Annotated in this window: 14 protein-coding genes and 1 pseudogene; 5 read left to right on the forward strand and 10 right to left on the reverse strand. The window is 65.5% G+C overall.

The genetic code is table 11. The features are described 5' to 3' along the window. Positions 1-553 precede the first annotated feature (553 nt). From V6S66_RS16890 to V6S66_RS16900, 3 genes are all read left to right on the forward strand, one after another. Positions 554-1,720: a nucleotide sugar dehydrogenase gene (locus V6S66_RS16890; RefSeq protein ID WP_334207964.1), complete on the forward strand. Its 1,167-nt coding sequence runs from the start codon at positions 554-556 to the stop codon at positions 1,718-1,720. A 275-nt stretch (positions 1,721-1,995) separates the two neighbouring features. After that, positions 1,996-3,393 (forward strand): sugar transferase, encoded by a 1,398-nt coding sequence (locus tag V6S66_RS16895; RefSeq protein WP_334207965.1) that lies wholly within the window; start codon positions 1,996-1,998, stop codon positions 3,391-3,393. Positions 3,394-3,580: 187 nt separating this feature from the next. Continuing rightward, positions 3,581-4,999, forward strand: coding sequence for a lipopolysaccharide biosynthesis protein (locus tag V6S66_RS16900; RefSeq protein WP_334207966.1), 1,419 nt, complete (start codon positions 3,581-3,583; stop codon positions 4,997-4,999). Here the strand turns inward: V6S66_RS16900 and V6S66_RS16905 are convergent. The 9 genes and pseudogenes from V6S66_RS16905 to V6S66_RS16945 form a co-directional block, all read right to left on the reverse strand. Further along, positions 4,928-5,848, reverse strand: a complete 921-nt coding sequence (locus tag V6S66_RS16905) for a glycosyltransferase (RefSeq protein WP_334207967.1) — start codon at positions 5,846-5,848, stop codon at positions 4,928-4,930. The two genes, V6S66_RS16900 and V6S66_RS16905, sit on opposite strands and share 72 nt — an antisense overlap. Positions 5,849-5,866: 18 nt before the next feature. Next, a complete protein-coding gene (locus tag V6S66_RS16910) occupies positions 5,867-6,718 on the reverse strand; it encodes a hypothetical protein (protein ID WP_334207968.1) in 852 nt (283 codons plus the stop codon). 50 nt (positions 6,719-6,768) lie between these two features. Continuing rightward, the gene (locus tag V6S66_RS16915) at positions 6,769-7,686 is read right to left on the reverse strand and encodes a sulfotransferase family protein (RefSeq protein WP_334207969.1); all 918 of its coding nucleotides are present in this window, start codon (positions 7,684-7,686) and stop codon (positions 6,769-6,771) included. Positions 7,687-7,696: 10 nt separating this feature from the next. Next, positions 7,697-8,686: a sulfotransferase family protein gene (locus V6S66_RS16920; protein WP_334207970.1), complete on the reverse strand. Its 990-nt coding sequence runs from the start codon at positions 8,684-8,686 to the stop codon at positions 7,697-7,699. Next, the gene (locus V6S66_RS16925; RefSeq protein WP_334207971.1) at positions 8,671-9,405 is read right to left on the reverse strand and encodes a hypothetical protein; all 735 of its coding nucleotides are present in this window, start codon (positions 9,403-9,405) and stop codon (positions 8,671-8,673) included. Before V6S66_RS16925 ends, V6S66_RS16920 begins: the two co-directional genes overlap by 16 nt. 44 nt (positions 9,406-9,449) lie before the next feature. Next, positions 9,450-10,757 carry an O-antigen ligase family protein gene (locus tag V6S66_RS16930; protein WP_334207972.1) on the reverse strand — a complete coding sequence of 436 codons (1,308 nt, stop codon included), beginning with the start codon at positions 10,755-10,757 and terminating at the stop codon, positions 9,450-9,452. 30 nt (positions 10,758-10,787) lie between these two features. After that, entirely contained in the window at positions 10,788-12,053 is a 1,266-nt protein-coding gene (locus tag V6S66_RS16935) for a sulfate adenylyltransferase subunit 1 (protein WP_334207973.1), read from the reverse strand. After that, a complete protein-coding gene (cysD, locus tag V6S66_RS16940; RefSeq protein ID WP_334207978.1) occupies positions 12,053-12,967 on the reverse strand; it encodes a sulfate adenylyltransferase subunit CysD in 915 nt (304 codons plus the stop codon). Before cysD ends, V6S66_RS16935 begins: the two co-directional genes overlap by 1 nt. A gap of 264 nt (positions 12,968-13,231) precedes the next feature. Continuing rightward, positions 13,232-14,002 (reverse strand): annotated as a pseudogene (locus V6S66_RS16945) (sulfite exporter TauE/SafE family protein); the annotation flags it as partial. Positions 14,003-14,163: 161 nt separating this feature from the next. Here V6S66_RS16945 and V6S66_RS16950 point away from each other — a divergent pair. Next, on the forward strand, positions 14,164-14,937 hold the full coding sequence (locus V6S66_RS16950; RefSeq protein WP_334207974.1) for a 3'(2'),5'-bisphosphate nucleotidase CysQ: 774 nt from the start codon (positions 14,164-14,166) through the stop codon (positions 14,935-14,937). Between the two features lie 15 nt (positions 14,938-14,952). Here V6S66_RS16950 and cysC read toward each other — a convergent pair whose 3' ends face one another. After that, a complete protein-coding gene (gene cysC / locus V6S66_RS16955; RefSeq protein WP_334207975.1) occupies positions 14,953-16,122 on the reverse strand; it encodes an adenylyl-sulfate kinase in 1,170 nt (389 codons plus the stop codon). Between the two features lie 235 nt (positions 16,123-16,357). Between cysC and V6S66_RS16960 the strand changes: the two genes are divergently transcribed. Further along, the coding region (locus V6S66_RS16960; protein ID WP_334207976.1) for a YveK family protein at positions 16,358-17,420 on the forward strand (1,063 nt) is incomplete at its 3' end.

Raw genomic sequence — 17,420 nt, forward strand, 5'->3', positions numbered from 1 at the left:
GTTTGTGACGGGGATCACGACCCCCTTGGTCGAGTGGCCCAACCACGAGGCACCTCGCCCACCCGCTGGTCGAGTGGCCCAACCTCGAAGCCTCCCCGCCCACCCGCTGGTCGAGTGGCCCAACCACGAGGCACCCCGCCCACCCGCTGGTCGAGTGGCCCAACCACGAGGCACCCCGCCCACCCGCTGGTCGAGTGGCCCAACCACGAGGCACCCCGCCCACCCGCTGGTCGAGTGGCCCGAGGAACGAGGGCCGTATCGAGACCCCGCTGGTCGTGGCCCCCACAACGGGCCGCGCCCACCCGCTGGTCGAGGCCCGCACAACGAGCCGCGCCCACCCGCTGGTCGAGTGGCCCGAGGAACGAGGGCCGTATCGAGACCCCCGCACCCCAACACGAGCAGCACGACCGCCCCTTGAGGTGCGAGGAGGAACGACGAGCCTCGAAAGGCGCTCCGCCACCAGAGACCCACCCGCACCGCCGATGTGCCCCACCCCACGCCCCGATGACTGAGAAGCAACATTCCCGACACCCAGGATCGTTACTGTGACCGCATGAAGATTGCGGTCGTCGGCACCGGGTACGTAGGGCTCTCCAATGCCGTGATCCTGGCGCAGCACCACGAGGTCGTCGCCGTCGACATCGACGCCGACAAGGTCGAGCAGATCAACCGGCGCGAGTCGCCGATCGAGGACGTGGAGCTCGAGCAGTACCTCGCCGAGAAGCCGCTCAACCTCACGGCAACTCTGGACGCCACGTCCGCCTACGCGGGAGCCGACTTCGTCGTCGTCGCAACGCCCACCGACTACGACACCGAGACCAACTTCTTCAACACCGGCTCGGTCGAGAGCGTCGTGAAGGCGGTCGAGGCCGCGAACCCGAGCGCCGCGATCGTCATCAAGTCCACGGTTCCGGTCGGCTTCACCGCGGGGATTCGCGAGCAGCACCCAGGTCTCACGATCATCTTCTCCCCCGAGTTCCTCCGGGAGGGTCGCGCGCTGCACGACAACCTCCACCCGTCGCGCATCGTGGTGGGCTCTGACACCGCCGAGGGCAAGGCGTTCGCCCAGCTCCTGCAGGAGGGCGCCATCGACGAGGACGTGCCCGTCCTGATCACGGGCTCCACCGAGGCCGAAGCCATCAAGCTCTTCGCCAACACCTACTTGGCGCTGCGGGTCGCCTACTTCAACGAGCTCGACACCTACGCCGCTCTCAACGGTCTGGATTCGCGGCAGATCATCGAGGGAGTCGGGCTCGACCCTCGGATCGGCGACCACTACAACAACCCCTCGTTCGGCTACGGCGGATACTGCCTGCCGAAGGACACCAAGCAGCTGCGGGCGAATTACCAAGACGTCCCGCAGAACCTGATCGGCGCGATCGTCGATGCCAACACGACGCGCAAGGACTTCGTTGCGGCCGACATCCTGCGTCGCAATCCGAAGACGGTCGGCATCTACCGACTCGTCATGAAGGCCGGCTCCGACAATTTCCGGATGTCGAGCATCCAGGGGGTCATGAAGAGGCTCAAGGCGAAAGGGGTCGAGGTGATCGTGTTCGAGCCGCTGCTCCCGGACGAACCGTTCTTCAACTCCGAGGTGCTGCGTGACCTCGATGAGTTCAAGCGTCGGAGCGACGTCATCGTGGTGAACCGCCGGACGGAAGATCTCGCGGACGTGAGCGCGAGGGTCTACACGCGGGATCTCTTCGGGAGTGACTAGTGCTGTCGTGTTGGGTCGCCCGCGGTTTCGTTTCGGCCAAATGACGATAAGCAAAATCGGGGGATGTTGGCCCTCACTTCCCGTACTCTCAGTCAGAGATCGAGCCACAAATTGCGGCAAAACGACCCGCTGGGCGGTGCATCATCAATACTGGACAGATCGGCCGCCTGTACGGCTTCGCCGGAAGCCATTCGGCCGAGGAGAACGCGATCGAAGAAATGAAGTCAGAAGGCCCTCCCTTTGGCCAGGCGCCGTGGCACGCACGGTTCCGCCGGATGGTCCTGTTCACCGACGCCGCTGTGCTGACCGTGGCCGTGACGCTGGCCGAAGCGATCCGATTCGGCATGGATGCCAGAATTCCCGGCAGCGCCACCATCACCTACACGGTGCTGGGCCTGGTCGTTGCGGTGATGTGGTGGGTCGCGCTTCAGCTTGATGGAGCGACGGATCCTGTCATCCTCGGGCACGGCCCCGCCGAGTACCGCCGGGTCGCGCATGCCTCGATCATGGCCTTCGGAGTCGTCGCCATCGTCACCCTTCTGCTGAAGCAGGACTTGTCGCGTGGCTACTTGGCCATCGCGTTCCCGGTCGGCGTGACAGGGCTGCTGATCGGTCGAAAAGCACTGCGAATGTGGCTCGTCCAGCGACGGCGATCGGGAGCCATGACGACCAACGTGCTCGTCATCGGGGGCCGGGCATCTGCGCACTCGCTCCAGCGACATTTTGGTCGGCATCCTGCCGCGGGATACCGGGTCAGCGGGGTATGGGTTCCTGACGCATCTGAAGTCGATGCGTCGTCGCTCCAATTGGCCGCGCGCACCGTGCCGATCCTCGGAAACACCTCCGAACTCGCAGACGCCCTTCGGATCTCGGAGGCGGGATCGGTCATCGTCACGGACACCGAACACCTAGGACAGCACGGACTAAAGGAATTGACGTGGGAGCTCGAGAGCCTTGACGTTGAGTTGCTCGTCTCACCCAACGTCGTCGATGTCTCCGGTGCCCGGATGGCACTGACCACCGTTGGTCACTGGCCGCTTCTGAGCGTTCGGAAGCCGACCTACAGCGAAGCTGCCGCTTGGCCGAAGCGCATGTTCGACCTGATCGGCGCGGCGGTCCTCATGACGCTCGCAGCACCGCTTCTGCTCACCGTCGCACTTGTCGTCAAGGTGACCAGCCGAGGGCCGATTCTCTACCGTCAGGAGCGTATCGGCCGCGACGGGCGACCGTTCGACATGCTGAAGTTTCGCTCCATGGCGACCGACGCAGACGGTCAGCTTCACCAGTTGCTCGTCGCGCAGGGCAAGGACTCCGGTCCGTTGGCGAAGCTGGACAACGACCCTCGAATCACTCGGGTCGGCAACATTCTCCGCCGCTACTCGATCGACGAGTTGCCTCAACTTTTGAACGTTCTCCTCGGGACCATGAGTTTGGTCGGTCCAAGACCTCAGAGGCAGTTCGAGGTCGAACGATACGACAACATTGCCACCCGCCGACTTCGAGTCCTCCCCGGCATGACAGGTCTGTGGCAAGTCTCCGGGCGCTCTGACCTGAGCTGGGAGGACGCCGTTCGTCTCGACAACTACTACGTCGAGAACTGGTCGCTCCTCGCCGATCTCTCGATTCTATGGCGCACCGTTCGCGCAGTCGTCCGAAGGGATGGCGCGCGCTGACGTCCAGCGCCTTCGGCTCGATCCAGCACGCGCGCGTCCCTGACAGAGTTCGCACGACCCAGGTGCGCGACACAGGCGCTCGGTCCCAGCACGGGCAGATCCGCGACGCGCCACACTTCTGGGGTGTCCGACAATGTCGAGCACACGTCAACTCGCACGAGGAGAGTCGGTGGGTAGGTTCAGGCGGGTGTTCGCTCCGGGCGGCCAGGCGAGGGAGCTCGCGTCCCGAGGCCTTTCCGCATTTCTCATCAAGGTCTCGAGTGCGGCGCTTGCGCCCCTCTCGTTCATCGCTCTCGCCCGGGTCCTGGACCCGACCGAGTACGGCGTCTTTGCTTTCGGGTTCTCGCTCGCCACCTTTCTGGCCATCGTCAGCACCTTTGGACAACCGACGCTGGCACTCCGGCTCCTGCCTGTTTTCCGCGACCGGGACCAGCCGTCAGAAGCGCGCGGCGCCATTCTGTTCGGGTACGCGGTCGTCATTGCATCGTCAGTTCTCATCGGCGCCGTTGCCCTGGCAGTGATCTACCTCGCCACCGGATCGATCAGCCTGTCGATGCTGGCCGCGGTGTCACTGGTCCTGCCCCTGGCTATTGCCGATTTTCAATCCGGGTATCTCAGAGGCATGGGCCTGATGGGTCGCGCTCTGATCCCCGCGGACATCGTCTGGCGCCTACTCATCGCCGGAATCTGCCTGCCGACGCTTCTCCTCGCGGTCAGCTTTCCATTCGCGGGCGCCTTCACGGCAAACGTCGCGCTCATCTCCGTGACGGTCCTGTTGGTCGTCGTCGTCATCGGACAGCTGGTCTCTGTGCCACACGTGTGTCGGCTCGTCCTGTCTGGACCGTCTCCCACGTACGACGGGCGCGCCTGGCTCAGATCCAGTGTCGGGCTCTGCGCGAACGTGACACTTCAGCGTGGAGCGCAGCACCTGGCCATCGTCCTGGCAGGCCTGGTCCTCGCTCCCATGACCACGGCCGGCTTGTTCGCGGCGATCAAGGTCGCCCTGTCCCTCAACTTCTTCCTTATCGCTGGGAACCTCGCCGCCGCACCAACGCAGTCGCGCCTCTGGTACGCGGGCAAGAAGCGCGAGATGCGGAGAGTCTCAGCCTTCGTCACGCTGTCGGCGACCATCCCGGCCGCGCTGGCGTTCACGGTGCTTGCCGCAGCGGGACGACCGATTCTCGAGCTGTTTGGCCCTCACTACTCGGACTACTACGTCGCGCTGCTCATCCTGGCCGGGTCTCAGGTCGTCAACAGCGCTTGCGGACAGACGGCGTTCGTCATGAACATGACCGGAAATGAACGTGTCCTCACTCGTCAGGTGCTGTGGGCCACCATCGTTCCGCTCGGGTCGATCCCGATCCTCTGCCCGTACCTCGGCGTGAACTACGCCGCGTTCGCCATTGCCTTGGCTCTGACGTTGTGGAACCTGCAGGCGGCTCTGTGGGCTCGTCGAAACCTGGGCGTCGACTCCACGATCTTCGGCGTCCGTGAAGCTCTCCGTGACCGGCCCGCACCTGGTCCGGAGGATTCCTCACCTGAAGCGAGTCATCAACAGCTCGAGGCGGCTCCTCGGGATCAGTCCAGCAAGTCCGATCAGAACTGATCCGAAGGACGGGATCCGGCGACGCGACCGGATCCGGGCTGCCACGGCTGAGATCCCGGCGAAGTCCCGTGCCGCAAGGGCGTAACGCAGCGTTTGGGCGGCGAGGAAGTCCTCCATCACCCCAGGAGCCTCGTCAGCCAGAATCGCGTCAGCCCACGCAAGTGAAGATCTCCAGTCCGTGCCTGCCGAGATCGAACCTGTCGAGCCTGTGTGAACCAAGCTCAACGGCTGGGGAAGCTGCCTGATTGTCGTGCCGGCTCGCTGAAGGCGAATCAACCAGTCCCAGTCCTGATGACGCTTGAGGTCGGCGTTCCACGGGACCGCTCTCGCGGAGTCGGTCGCGACCAACAGGGTTGAGGTGTACATCGAAGCTCGCCCTCCGGCCGGACGACGGCGCCGGAAGAGGAACTCCGCGACAGGCCTCTCCCCGGCGTAGGGGCGACGCGGAATGACCCCGGACCGCCTGCTTGTCGCGTTGTCCACCTGCAGGTGGCAGCTGGAGATCAAGGGCGATTCCCCTCGCTCGACCAGGTCGTCAGCCAGCTCGAGTTGGCGCTGCAGCTTCTCGGGCAGCCACTCGTCGTCATCGTCCAGAAAGGCGACCCACGGCGTGGAGGCGTGCTCGATTCCGAGGTTGCGGGCGTACGCGCCTCCGCGCCCACCGCCGGTGAAAATCAGGGTGTCGCCGCCTCGCATGGCAGTGGGTCGCTCGAGAGATCCGTCCGGCAGGTCGGCCACGACGACGATCGTGACCAGTTCAGCAAGGGTCTGCGTGACCACGCTTCGAATAGCCCGATCCAGATCAGGCCGACCAATGGTTGGGACAATGGCCGTGACAGCAACCGGCATGAGATTACGCTCCTCCATCTATTGGACAGCGCCGATGCCGGCCAGCCACGTGAGCGTGTCCGCATCGTAGGTGTCGTTGATCTGCACGTCGTTGAGTCCCTGGTCGACGTTCGACGACTTCAGCGTCGCGCCGGCAGCCGGCAGGGTCGCAAAGTGGGTGGGGATTCGTCCGGCCTGCCTCACGGCGATTCTCTCGGTGACGGCGACGTAGTGCAGCCAGATGTCATCGGCCCGTGGGGAGCAGGTGAGAAATCCCTGACCGGCGTTTCGTAGTGCCGCGATCATTCGCTGCGGATACACGACTCCAGAGACCCCGAGCGCGAAATTTCGCCGGTGAGGCACCGTCGACCACGCCGCTGGCCAGGTCGCGTACGGGGCGGGCTGCGTGCCTTCCTCCTGTTGGAAGACCTTCACGTAGTTGGCGACCACGGCATCCGGTGTGAGGGCCTGACCTCTCAAGAGCCGCTCCAACCACATGCGCGGGTAGAGAATGTCGTCATCAGCGGTGACCAGGACCTGGGACGGATCCACAACCGCCAAGGACGGGAAGTACTTGGCGTGGGGTCCCATTCTGTCGGTGAGGCCGATCTCCAGTCCGCGAGCCTTCAGGCGAAGCAGCGGCGCCGGGAGCGACTCCAGGGCTCCTGGCTCATCCAGCCACAAGATCATTCGCTGTGGCCGAACGCTACCCCTGGCGATGGACTCGATCGCCAGGTGGACCGCCTCGAGGCGAACGCCAAAGGTCGTCAGTGACACGATGGCGGGGGCGGAACCGGTGACGCGATCGCTCGCGTGGAGATTCCGTCGATGCAACGCCGCGAGCACTGCGGGCCGGGCGACTTGTCGCGCACCACGGATCAGGCTCTTCACGACCTGGTCCCTCGAAGAGCGGTTGCCAGGGGAGGCTCCGAGCCGACTCATCAGACCCAACCCCACTCGGACAAGAAGTCGCGGTCCATCTCCGTGGACATCAGAACGACCTCGTCCCAGAAGAACGAGCGCATCTCGGCCTGTAGCCCTGGATCGACCGAGCGCTCGACCGGTGAGGAGTTCCACGAGTCGAGGCGCGACTTCACGCCGAGCGATGCTCGCCCCGTCCTTCGCTTGACCAGGTCGCGGGAACGGCGGATCCATGGCGGAGGGTCTTGCACGAGTGAATCGATCCAGCGAAGTCGCGATGCCCGAGCACTGTTCTCGCGAGGGAGAGGCCCGAGGTCGTGGTGGTCCAGGTCGAAGGCGTCCTCCAGGTCCCGGACCAACGCGCCCGGATCCGCCACCATGTCGCTCATGACCGCCACGTGCAGACGCGGGCCGAACTCCGCGCGAGCGTGCACGATTTGAGTCCCTAGTGCTGCGACATCGGCGTAGACGAGAGCGTCCGGGCGCTTCGCGACCTTCGAGATTCCGCGGCCCTCACGCCGTTCGGACATGCGTCGCCAGGCGACCTCAAGCGAAGGCGCATCCTCCCAGCCCCGGTAGCTGAGGAACGTGAAGTAGGAGGACACCAGGTCCACCGGGTCGCGCACGACTGCGACCGCGTGTGCGTCTTCGTACGTGCGAGCGATGTGGGTGACGGCCTCGCCCGAACGCAAGTACGACGTAGAACCGTCGACGAACACCCGCGATTTCGGGTCGGCCGGCGAGTACAGCTGCACGTACGCCGCTTCGTCACGAAGGTGTGGCGTGACGGCGCGCACCGCGTCTCGAACACTCTCGCGGGTGTGGAAGCCCGGCTCCTTGACCTTCGGACACAAGACCTGCGGGTGACGTGCCAGCAGATCGTAGAAGCTAGTCGTGGCGCACTTCGGCGCACCAAGCAGAAAGAGATTGGGGCCCATCACGACCTCCTCATAGTGACGACCAGCGCCGCCGCGCCGCATGCTGACGCCACTTGTACGTCGCCGCTGACGCCGGCCCGCGCTCCCGCGCATAGGCCCTCAAGACGGCCGCCGCATCACGCACTCGCGCAGCACGAAGGGCGGTGGGAGAGGGGCTGTGTGGCGCTTCCGCCAGCTCGACCGAGAACCCAGCACGCTGCATCTGCGTGAAGCAGATCTGCTCGACGCGACGCGCCGCAGCTGGCGCAACGGCCGATCGCCAGTCATCGTCGACCCGACTGATGCCGCGCAGCCCCGCCGCCGATCCCCACCGCTCTCCGGTGGAGATCGACGCAAAGTCCACGTCCGCCCCTGGGAGGCCGAGCCATGAGGTCACGCGGTCAAGGACGGCTGCTGGGGTGGCAACGAGATCGGCATAGTGGACCGTCAAGATCGCAGATTGACCATCCACGGCCTCCTGCTCCTGCACAGCTGCGACACAGTCGCGCCAGACCATCGCTGATCGGATGACTGATCGACCCCATGCGCGCTGCATGGAGTCGACGGTGGTGCGGGGATCCCGCAGGACATGCAGGAACCGGGCCTGCGGCCAGATCTGGAGGATTCTCCGGACCAGCAGGGCATTGTCGGGTGTCTTGTCTCCCCAGAACACTGGTGTTGTCCGCTGCTCCTGAGTGGCGAACAGGAGAACCAGCCGCTGGAAGGAACTCGCAGCGTCACCTTCCACGATGGCTTCCGCCACTTCCGCATCGCCAGGCCACAGACCCTTGTCGACCGCGTGGAACCCAAAGGCAGAGTCCCGCACCGCGGCGGAGACGTCGGCGTCGGCCGCCCCGCGATCCACGGCGTCGAGGAACTCCCTCAGCACCTGAAACTCGTCAGGAAGGAGGTAGATGGCCTCCACCGACCGCAGAACTTCACGCATCAGCGTCGTGCCGCTCCGCGGAGCTCCGACGACGAAGAGCGGGCCGCCGGCAGGCGGCGTCATTCCAGCATCCATGCGTACGGGGTACCGATGAATGCGCGGCTGAGATCTTCGAAGTTCCCGACGGATTGCGCGACGGTGCGGCCACCCGTCTTCACCGTGTCAGACTTCAGCTCTCGTCGGTCCAGGCCGAGAAAGCCCTGGATGCGCAAGTCAAGGGGTTCGTCATCGACCTGGGCCCCAGCTCGCTCCGCAGAGATGCCCATGATGTCCGATTCGTACCAGATCGACATGCTGGCGCGAGCGTCGCACCACGCGGCAAACCGCGTCTGTTCGGCATCTCGACGCTGCACGAACTCGAGCGCCAGCTGGGGCTTGACGATGGTCGGTGCAAAGGTGACGGGAGCTCGCGAGTGCGCGGAACTGGCACCGAGAGTGCGCTGTCGTTCCCTCATCTGAGTGAGCGAAACGTACTGCTGGAGAATGTTCGCCCGACGTACGTGGATGACCGACACGGACAGATCTTCCATGAATCGCATCACCCGGCGATTGACCTGGTTGTACATCACACGCACCCCTGCGACGCCCGTTTCGGGCGAGTCGACGGCCCGCCGCAGCACGCGCTGGGGCCGCAGAGCACTGCCGGAGAGAACGTGCTGCCAGGCGTGGCGCAGGAGCCGTTGACGGGCCAGCGGCCCCGGGAACCCCACCGCCGTGGGGCCGTCCATGCCGAGCAGCACCTCCCCGTAGCAGTGCGCGTCCGGGTGGGACGAGATCAGCTCCTGCAGGTACACGGTTCCTGCACGCTGACTTCCCAAGATGAGGAAAGGCCGTGGTTTCATCGGGTTGCTCCTCGATTGCCGGAAGGCCGCGTGCGGCGATCGCCGCGCTCTGCAACCTCGGAGTGCGGATTCTCGAGGCCTTCTCGCCGTCGCCTCAGCTCGTAGAAAATCGCAAGCAACGCGATGCCCACCAGCATTCCCCGCTCGATCCCCAGCGGATTCCACACGATCTCCGTGACCCCCATCACCAGAACCGCGACGATGACCGCCACGTGGGCACCGTCCTCCCTCCTGGATGAGACCTCAGCCAGAGCGACCGTGAGCGCCCCGACAAACAGCAGGAGTGAGAACACCCCAGCGGAGTACACGAACAGGAAGTACTGGCTGTGCATGTAGCTGCGATCCAACGCATCGATGCTCCAGCTGTCGAGTCCTCGACCGAGCAGCCATTGATCCCCCAGCGCCATGCGACCAAAGCTCCAGATGATGCCGCGATTCGAGAACTCGGAAGGTGATGCTGAGTAGACCAAGTGCATGCCAAGGGCTGCGACTACGGTCGGCAGCAGGACCAACAAGGCTCTCGCCAAACGGACAAGGTCCCGCGGGAAAAAGCGCCAGACGACGATCACCACGAGACCGCAGGCGACCGAGATCTGCGAGGTCCGACTCTCCGTCGCGTACAGCACGAACGCCCCGAGTATCCAGACCGAGTAGCGCAGCCGCCGGTCCGCACTGTTGAAGATGAGCAGGATCGCGATGACCGCGAGGAATCCGAAGGCGTTCTCGTTGTCGAACGGCCCGCGGACCTGGAACCCGAACGGTCCACACTTGAACTGCGAGCACGCGCGCGTGGGCTCTGGAGAAATCCACGACGACAGCGCGGAAAGTCCGAACGCCAGAGCAGTGGCCGCCGACAGGACTGGCATCGCGATCGACTGCGATCGGGTGAGGTAGACGAGGCCCGCCGCCGCCGCTACCGCAAGTAGCCGCACGAGAAGCTCGCCGAACCCGCGGTTGGACACCGAGACAAGATTGACCACGAACATCACGACGACAACGGCGAGAATGAGGGACGCCGGGGAGATGCCGCGGTTTCGCGAGCTGTTCACCTGCGCTTCCTCGCTGGTGCGAACGATGCACATCACCAGGACCAGGCCGAGAACCAGGACTTGCGTCACCGTGGCAGCGGCGCCTCCCAGCAACAGCGCGCCGACGTACGACGGTCCGAGCTGGCTCACAGCGACGAGCAGTGCGAGGAGCATGGTCTGCACGGGAGATATCGCCCGGTCGCGACGGAGCGCCATCACGCTCTGGGCGATGACGACCAGACCTAACAGTCCAATGACCAATACCGGGAACGCCACGTCAGACCTCCGACCTGCCCGAGCGAGCGCTCAGCCGTTGATCATGCCGGCGCCGACGGTGACGCCAGTCGCCTCGTCGATCAGGATGAACGAACCTGTCGTGCGGTTCTTCGAGTACGGATCGACCAGCAACGGCACCGTGGTGCGCAGGTGAACACGGCCGATCTCGTTGACGCCGAGCTCGCTCGCGTCGGAGTCCCGATGCAGCGTGTTGACGTCGAGCCGGTACTGGATGTCCTTGACCACAGCGCGGCCCGTGCGGGTCGTGTGCTTGATCGCGAGCTTCTGTCCGTTGACCAAGGGCTTCGTGGTCATCCACGACACCATGGCGTCGATGTCTTGGCTCGGCTCTGGTGCGTTGTTGACGCGAGCGATCATGTCACCGCGCGAGACATCGACGTCGTCCTCGAGCCGAATGGTCACCGACATGGGCGGGAAAGCCTGGTCGACCTCACGATCGAACAGGTCGATGCCCGCGATCCGCGACGTCATGCCGCTCGGCAGGACGATGACCTCGTCACCGGGCTTCAGGACACCGCCCGCAACCATGCCGCCGTACCCGCGGTAATCGTGGTGCTCGTCCGACTTCGGTCGCACGACGTACTGCACCGGGAAGCGCACATCGACGAGGTCGCGGTCGGAGGCCACGTGCACGTGCTCGAGGTGATGCATCAACGTCGGCCCGGCGTACCACGGCGTGTGCTCCGACCGATTCACGACGTTGTCACCCTGCAGGGCCGAGATCGGGATGACTTCGAGGTCGGGGATGTTGAGCTTCGTGGCGAACTGCGTGAACTCGGCGTGGATGTTGCGGAAGACGTCCTCGGAGAAATCGACCAGGTCCATCTTGTTGATCGCGAGCACGAGGTGCGGTACCCGCAACAAAGAAAGCAGCACGGCGTGTCGGCGCGACTGCTCGGTGAGCCCCTGCCTCGCATCCACCAGCACCAGGCCGAGGTCGGCCGTCGAGGCGCCCGTCACCATGTTGCGCGTGTACTGCACGTGCCCCGGGGTGTCGGCGATGATGAATTTGCGATTCGGCGTCGCGAAGTAGCGGTAGGCCACGTCGATCGTGATGCCCTGCTCACGCTCGGACCGCAGCCCGTCCGTGAGCAGCGCCAGGTCGGTGTAGTCGAAGCCCTTGGCCTGGCTCGTGGCCTCGACAGCCTCCAGCTGATCCTCGAAGATCGACTTGGAGTCCAGCAACAGTCGGCCGATCAGCGTCGACTTTCCGTCGTCGACTGATCCCGCAGTCGCGAAGCGCAACAGGTCCATGCGTTCCAAGGCGGAGCTCATCAGAAGTAGCCTTCCTTCTTGCGGTCTTCCATGGCGGCCTCCGAGAACCGATCGTCGCCGCGGGTCGCGCCACGCTCGGTGACCCGGGCCACGGCGACCTCCTCGATGATTTCTTCGATCGTCGAGGCCGTGGACTCCACACACCCGGTCAGAGTGAGGTCGCCGACGGTGCGGAACCGCACGGTTCGCTCCTCCGCGACCTCGCCGGCCCGCAGTGGGTTGAACTCCGACTCGCTCAACAGCATGCCGTCACGCTCGAAGACGCGGCGCTGGTGTGAGTGGTAGATCTCCGGGATGTCGATGCCCTCGCGGCCGATGTACGCCCAGATGTCGAGCTCGGTCCAGTTGGAGATCGGGAAGATGCGCATGTGCTCGCCGGCATGGATGCGGCCGTTGTAGAGGCTCCAGAGCTCTGGACGCTGCATCTTCGGGTCCCACTGGCCGAACTCGTCGCGGTGTGAGTAGACGCGTTCCTTGGCGCGCGCCTTCTCCTCGTCGCGTCGGCCTCCCCCGAAGGCTGCCGTGAACCCGCCGGCCTCGAGGGCGGCGAGCAGGGTGCCGATCTGCATGCGGTTGCGGCTCGTCTTGCCGTCATCGACGACATCGCCGGCAGCGATCGCGTCGTCGACGCTCGCCACGATGAGCTTGACGCCCAGGCGACTGACCCAGCGATCGCGGCACGCCAGCACCTCGGGGAAGTCGAAGCCCGTGTCGACCTGCAGGACCGGGAAGGGGATCTTGGCCGGGTAGAAGGCCTTCTCGGCCAGTCGCATCATGACGATCGAGTCCTTGCCGCCGGAGAACATCAGCACCGGCTTCTCGAACTCGGCCGCGACCTCGCGGAAAATGTGGATCGACTCGGCTTCCAGCTGATCGAGCTGGCTGAGCCGGTAGTCGGGGTGCGTCGCTGTCATCGAGCTCTCTCCTGGTCGACCGTCCGGGTCATCGTAGTTCGCCGCGGACACGAAGGATGCGGCCACTGACGTGGCCTCGGATACACGCCGCGCCTCGGCCCGCGCAGCCGCGCGCGACTCCAGGCGCCAGGCGCCGCTGTTGTTGTCGAAGGCGGGCACTCCACTGATCTGCCGCATGTATCCCCACACCAGAGGGCCGAGGAGCAACATGGCAGCCCCCAGGATGCCCACATACTCCGGCGCGAGACCCAGCAGCTTCATTCCGGTCAGCGTCAGCACGATCACGATGCCTCGGCGAATCACCTGCTGCTTGATCCATGGCGCCATGCGGGCACCCAGGTAGGTGCCTGGCGAACCACCCACGATGAGAGGGATCAGGACCTCCCAGTCGACACCGGTCGTCACGACGTGACCGACCGCCGCAGCCAACACCAGAGGCACTGCCTGCACCAGGTCCGTTCCCACGAGCTTGAGTGCCGACATCGTGGGATACAGGAGCAGCAGAGCCACCATGATGAGCGATCCGGAGCCGACGCTCGTGATGCCCACGAGCAGACCACCGAAAGCGCCCACGAGCACCGTCGGCACGGCCCGGAACTGCATCTCCTGGTCACGCGCCAGGTTCCCCTTGGCGACCAACTTGAGCTGCAACAGAATCCTCAGCGTGTACGAGGCTGCCGCAAAGAGCAGGGCGACGCCGATGGCCTTGAGGAGGAACTCCTCGGTGTCCTCGCCGCCGAACTGCTGCACGAGGTGCCCACCGGCCAGGGCGAAGGGAACCGATCCGATCATCAGGTATCCGGCAAGCCGCAGGTTCGGCTGGCCGTGCTTCCAGTGCACGCTGGCGCCGACCGTCTTGTTGACCGACGCGGCCACGAGATCGTTGGCCACGGCGGCGCTGGGGTTGACGCCGAGGAAGATCAGAGCCGGGGTCATGAGGGCTCCGCCGCCCATGCCCGTCAGGCCGACCACGATGCCGACGCCAAAGCTGACGATGAGGACCAAGGTCGCATCGATCGTGAGGAGGTCGGGCACGCGAGGCTCCCTCAGCCAGTGAGCAGGACACCTGAGCGTAGGCCCCGTCCCCGGTCACGGTGGCCAAATGATCGGACCCGTAACGAGATCGACTCAAACTCGTTGCACGACGTCCGCCTGATGCCTCATTTTGGACCCCGCCGCGGCGATAGGCTCGCCGCGTGACCTTCGATCCCCCAGCTCCCCCACCTGTCGCCGACGACCACGCGCTCGCGGCCTGGTTGGCCACCCAGGCCGGCCAGCGACTGATGGCCGTGCGAGCCGAGGGTCTGCAGGGCAAAGACCTGAAGGACGCTGGCGACCTGGCTGCCCACGAGCTGCTGATTCACCTGATCGGCGAGCACCGCCCCGCAGACGCCGTGCTCTCGGAAGAGGGCAAGGACGACCGAGCCCGACTCGAGGCCCACCGGGTCTGGATCATCGACCCGCTCGACGGAACCCGTGAATTCTCGGAAGTCCCCCGCGACGACTGGGCCGTGCACGTAGCCCTGTGGGAGCGAGGGAAGCTGACGGCAGGCGCCGTGGTGCAGCCCGCGCTGGGCGAGACTTTTCACACCGGCGCTCCCCGGGTGTTGCCGCCGCGGCAGCCCGGCCCACCGCGCATCGCCGTGTCCCGCAGCCGACCGCCGGCGTTCGTGCAGGCGTTGGCCGCGAGCATCGACGCCGAGCTCGTCCCGATGGGGTCGGCCGGAGTCAAGGTCATGAGCGTGGTCCGCGACCTGACCGATGCTTACGTGCATGCCGGCGGCCAGTTTGAATGGGACTCAGCGGCTCCAGTGGCTGTCGCTGCGGCCTGCGGCCTGCACACCTCACGCGCCGATGGCAGTCCTCTGCTCTACAACCAGTCCGACGTCTACCTCCCGGACCTGGTGGTCTGCCGCCCGGAGTTCGCGGCAGGAATCCTGTCGTTCATCGCCGACAACGGAGCTGACTAGAAGGTCGGAGGGCACTCAGCGAAGGTCGATGAGCTTGCGCGACGCAAGCGCCCCCAGCAGCTCGCCTAGAGCGCCTTCGATCGTCCGTCCCGTCGTGTCGATCCTGACGTCCGCATCCATGGGGACCTCGTACGGAGACGAGATCCCGGTGAACTCAGGGATTAAGCCTGCACGTGCCTTGGCGTAGAGGCCCTTGCGATCGCGTCGCTCACATTCCTCCAAGGGCGTCGACACATGGACGAGGAAGAAGGCACCACCAGCGTCTCCCGCCATCTCACGCACTTGCTGTCGGACCCGGTCGAAGGGTGCGATGGGGCTGCACACCGCCATGCCGCCGTGGTGGGCGATCTGCGCCGCCACCCAGCCGAGCCGCTTGACGTTGATGTCGCGGTCCTCCTTGGAGAACGTGAGGCCCTGCGACAGGTTCCGGCGGACCACGTCACCGTCCAGCGAGGTCACGGTGCGGCGCCCGTCCTCGAGGACGCGATCCATGAGCGCGCGTGCCAGCGTGGACTTGCCACTTCCCGACAGGCCAGTGAAGAACACCACCACGCCACCCCGCACGGACTCGGGCCGAGCGCCCTCGACGATCTCCCAGACCTCACCGGAGTAGGTTCCCTGCGCCGGCTCGACCACCGTGAGCTCGTCGTCGCCCACGAAGGACGACACGACCTCGGCGTTGATGTCGTCTCGCGGCGCCAGCGGGACCGCCACCACCCGATCGGTGTGCGCCAGGCACGTCCGCAGCAGGATGGCAGGCGCGACCGACGATGCGCGGTGACCCACCAGTGCCACCAGGACGGTGTCGTCGAACGGTCCGAGATCGGCCACCTGCTCGTCCGTGAGCGGCTCACGCACCACGACGAAGGAGCGGCCTCCGTACGTGGCCCGGGCCTCGGCTGGTGCGAGATACAGGTGTCGGAACGGCCCGTACTCCGGAAGCTTCAGCGGAGTCACCTCACCGCTCGGCCATCTGACGCGCGCCAGCGGAAATCCCTCGGGATCGACCAGCTCGACCTCCCCGGCATCCGTGACCTCGGCTACCAGATCGTCAGGTAGTTCCAGCGTGACCGAGCTCCCTGGAGCGTTGAAACTGCGCGAGAGTGCACCCGTCAAGATCAGCTCGAGATCGTCGAGCTCTCTGCGACGCGGACAGTGCTGCGGCACCGGAATCAACGTGGTCACCCCATCCCCTCAGCACCCGCCTTGGGTGCGCGGCAACGGTAGTCCAGTGCCGGGCCGACCCGAGCCGAACCAGCAATGTTTACGTGCCTGTCACTCGAAGGGCCGCACAGACGCGGGCCCTGACAAGTCTGCTGCGGGTGACAGAGATGACCCTGTCCGGATCACAGGGACAACCTCCCGCCAACCCTGATGTCACCTACAGTTGGCCGCACCGACGACCGGATAGGCCTCAACTGTGGAACTGCGTGACTACATCGCCGTCCTGCGCCAGCGCTGGATGCTCATCGCATCCGTGGCCCTGATCGCCGTGGCTGCCGCCGCCGGCATCACGTGGACCAGCACGCCGCAGTATGCGTCGTCGACGGCACTCTTCATCTCCACCTCCCAGGTCGACAACGACGCGCAGGCTCTCCAGGGAAGCCAGTTCTCACTCCAGCGCATCAAGAGCTACGCCGATCTGGTGAACCAGAGCGCCATCACGAGCCGTGTCGTGGACCGGCTCGATCTGGACGAGACACCGGCGCAGCTGGGTCGCAAGATCAACGCGTCCGCCGCGGTCGACACGGTTCTCCTCACCATCACCGTGACCGACGAGTCGCCGGAGCGTGCACAGCTCATCGCCGCAGCTACGGCGGAAGTGTTCGTCGGCTACGTCGGCGAGCTGGAGACGCCGCCCGGACAGGACGAAGCAACGTTGAAGGCCAGCGTGGTCGACGATGCCAACTTGGCGACGTCGCCCGTCTCTCCCAATCCCGCTCGTAACCTGGGCTTGGGTGTGGTGCTCGGCCTCCTGCTCGGTGCCGGCATTGCCATCCTGCGTCACACCCTCGACACGTCGATCCGCAGTGCCGCCGCCGTCACCGAGGCCACCGGTGCCCCGGTCCTCGGGTCGGTGCCCTTCGACAAGAGCGCCGGCGGTGCGCCGCTCCTGTCCGACATTGACCCCTACTCGCCCCGGAGCGAGGCCTTCCGGGTGCTGCGCACCAACCTGCAGTTCATCGATCCCGACGCCGATCAGAAGGTCTTCGTCGTCACGAGCGCCCTGCCCGGTGAGGGCAAGAGCAGCACGACCATCAACCTCGCTCTCGCCCTGACCGGGAACGGCAACCGCGTGGCGGTCGTCGAGGGCGACCTGCGCCGGCCTCGCATCGCCGAGAAGCTGGGCATCGTCGGCGCGGTGGGGCTCACCACCGTGCTGGTCGGCAAGTCATCGCTCGCCGACGCGCTGCAGACCACCAGCCACGATCGGCTGAACGTGCTCACCAGCGGCAAGACGCCGCCGAACCCGGCCGAGCTGC

Origin of the sequence: Aeromicrobium sp. Sec7.5 (assembly GCF_036867135.1) — a bacterium.
Taxonomy (GTDB): domain Bacteria; phylum Actinomycetota; class Actinomycetes; order Propionibacteriales; family Nocardioidaceae; genus Aeromicrobium.

What these genes read in the sequence shown, in the direction of transcription:
- V6S66_RS16915 (WP_334207969.1), bottom strand. Translation starts at nt 7,686, where the DNA reads ATGGGCCCCAATCTCTTTCTGCTTGGTGCGCCGAAGTGCGCCACGACT.
- V6S66_RS16920 (WP_334207970.1), bottom strand. Translation starts at nt 8,686, where the DNA reads ATGGATGCTGGAATGACGCCGCCTGCCGGCGGCCCGCTCTTCGTCGTC.
- V6S66_RS16895 (WP_334207965.1), top strand. Translation starts at nt 1,996, where the DNA reads ATGGTCCTGTTCACCGACGCCGCTGTGCTGACCGTGGCCGTGACGCTG.
- V6S66_RS16935 (WP_334207973.1), bottom strand. Translation starts at nt 12,053, where the DNA reads ATGAGCTCCGCCTTGGAACGCATGGACCTGTTGCGCTTCGCGACTGCG.
- V6S66_RS16905 (WP_334207967.1), bottom strand. Translation starts at nt 5,848, where the DNA reads ATGCCGGTTGCTGTCACGGCCATTGTCCCAACCATTGGTCGGCCTGAT.
- V6S66_RS16890 (WP_334207964.1), top strand. Translation starts at nt 554, where the DNA reads ATGAAGATTGCGGTCGTCGGCACCGGGTACGTAGGGCTCTCCAATGCC.
- cysD (WP_334207978.1), bottom strand. Translation starts at nt 12,967, where the DNA reads ATGACAGCGACGCACCCCGACTACCGGCTCAGCCAGCTCGATCAGCTG.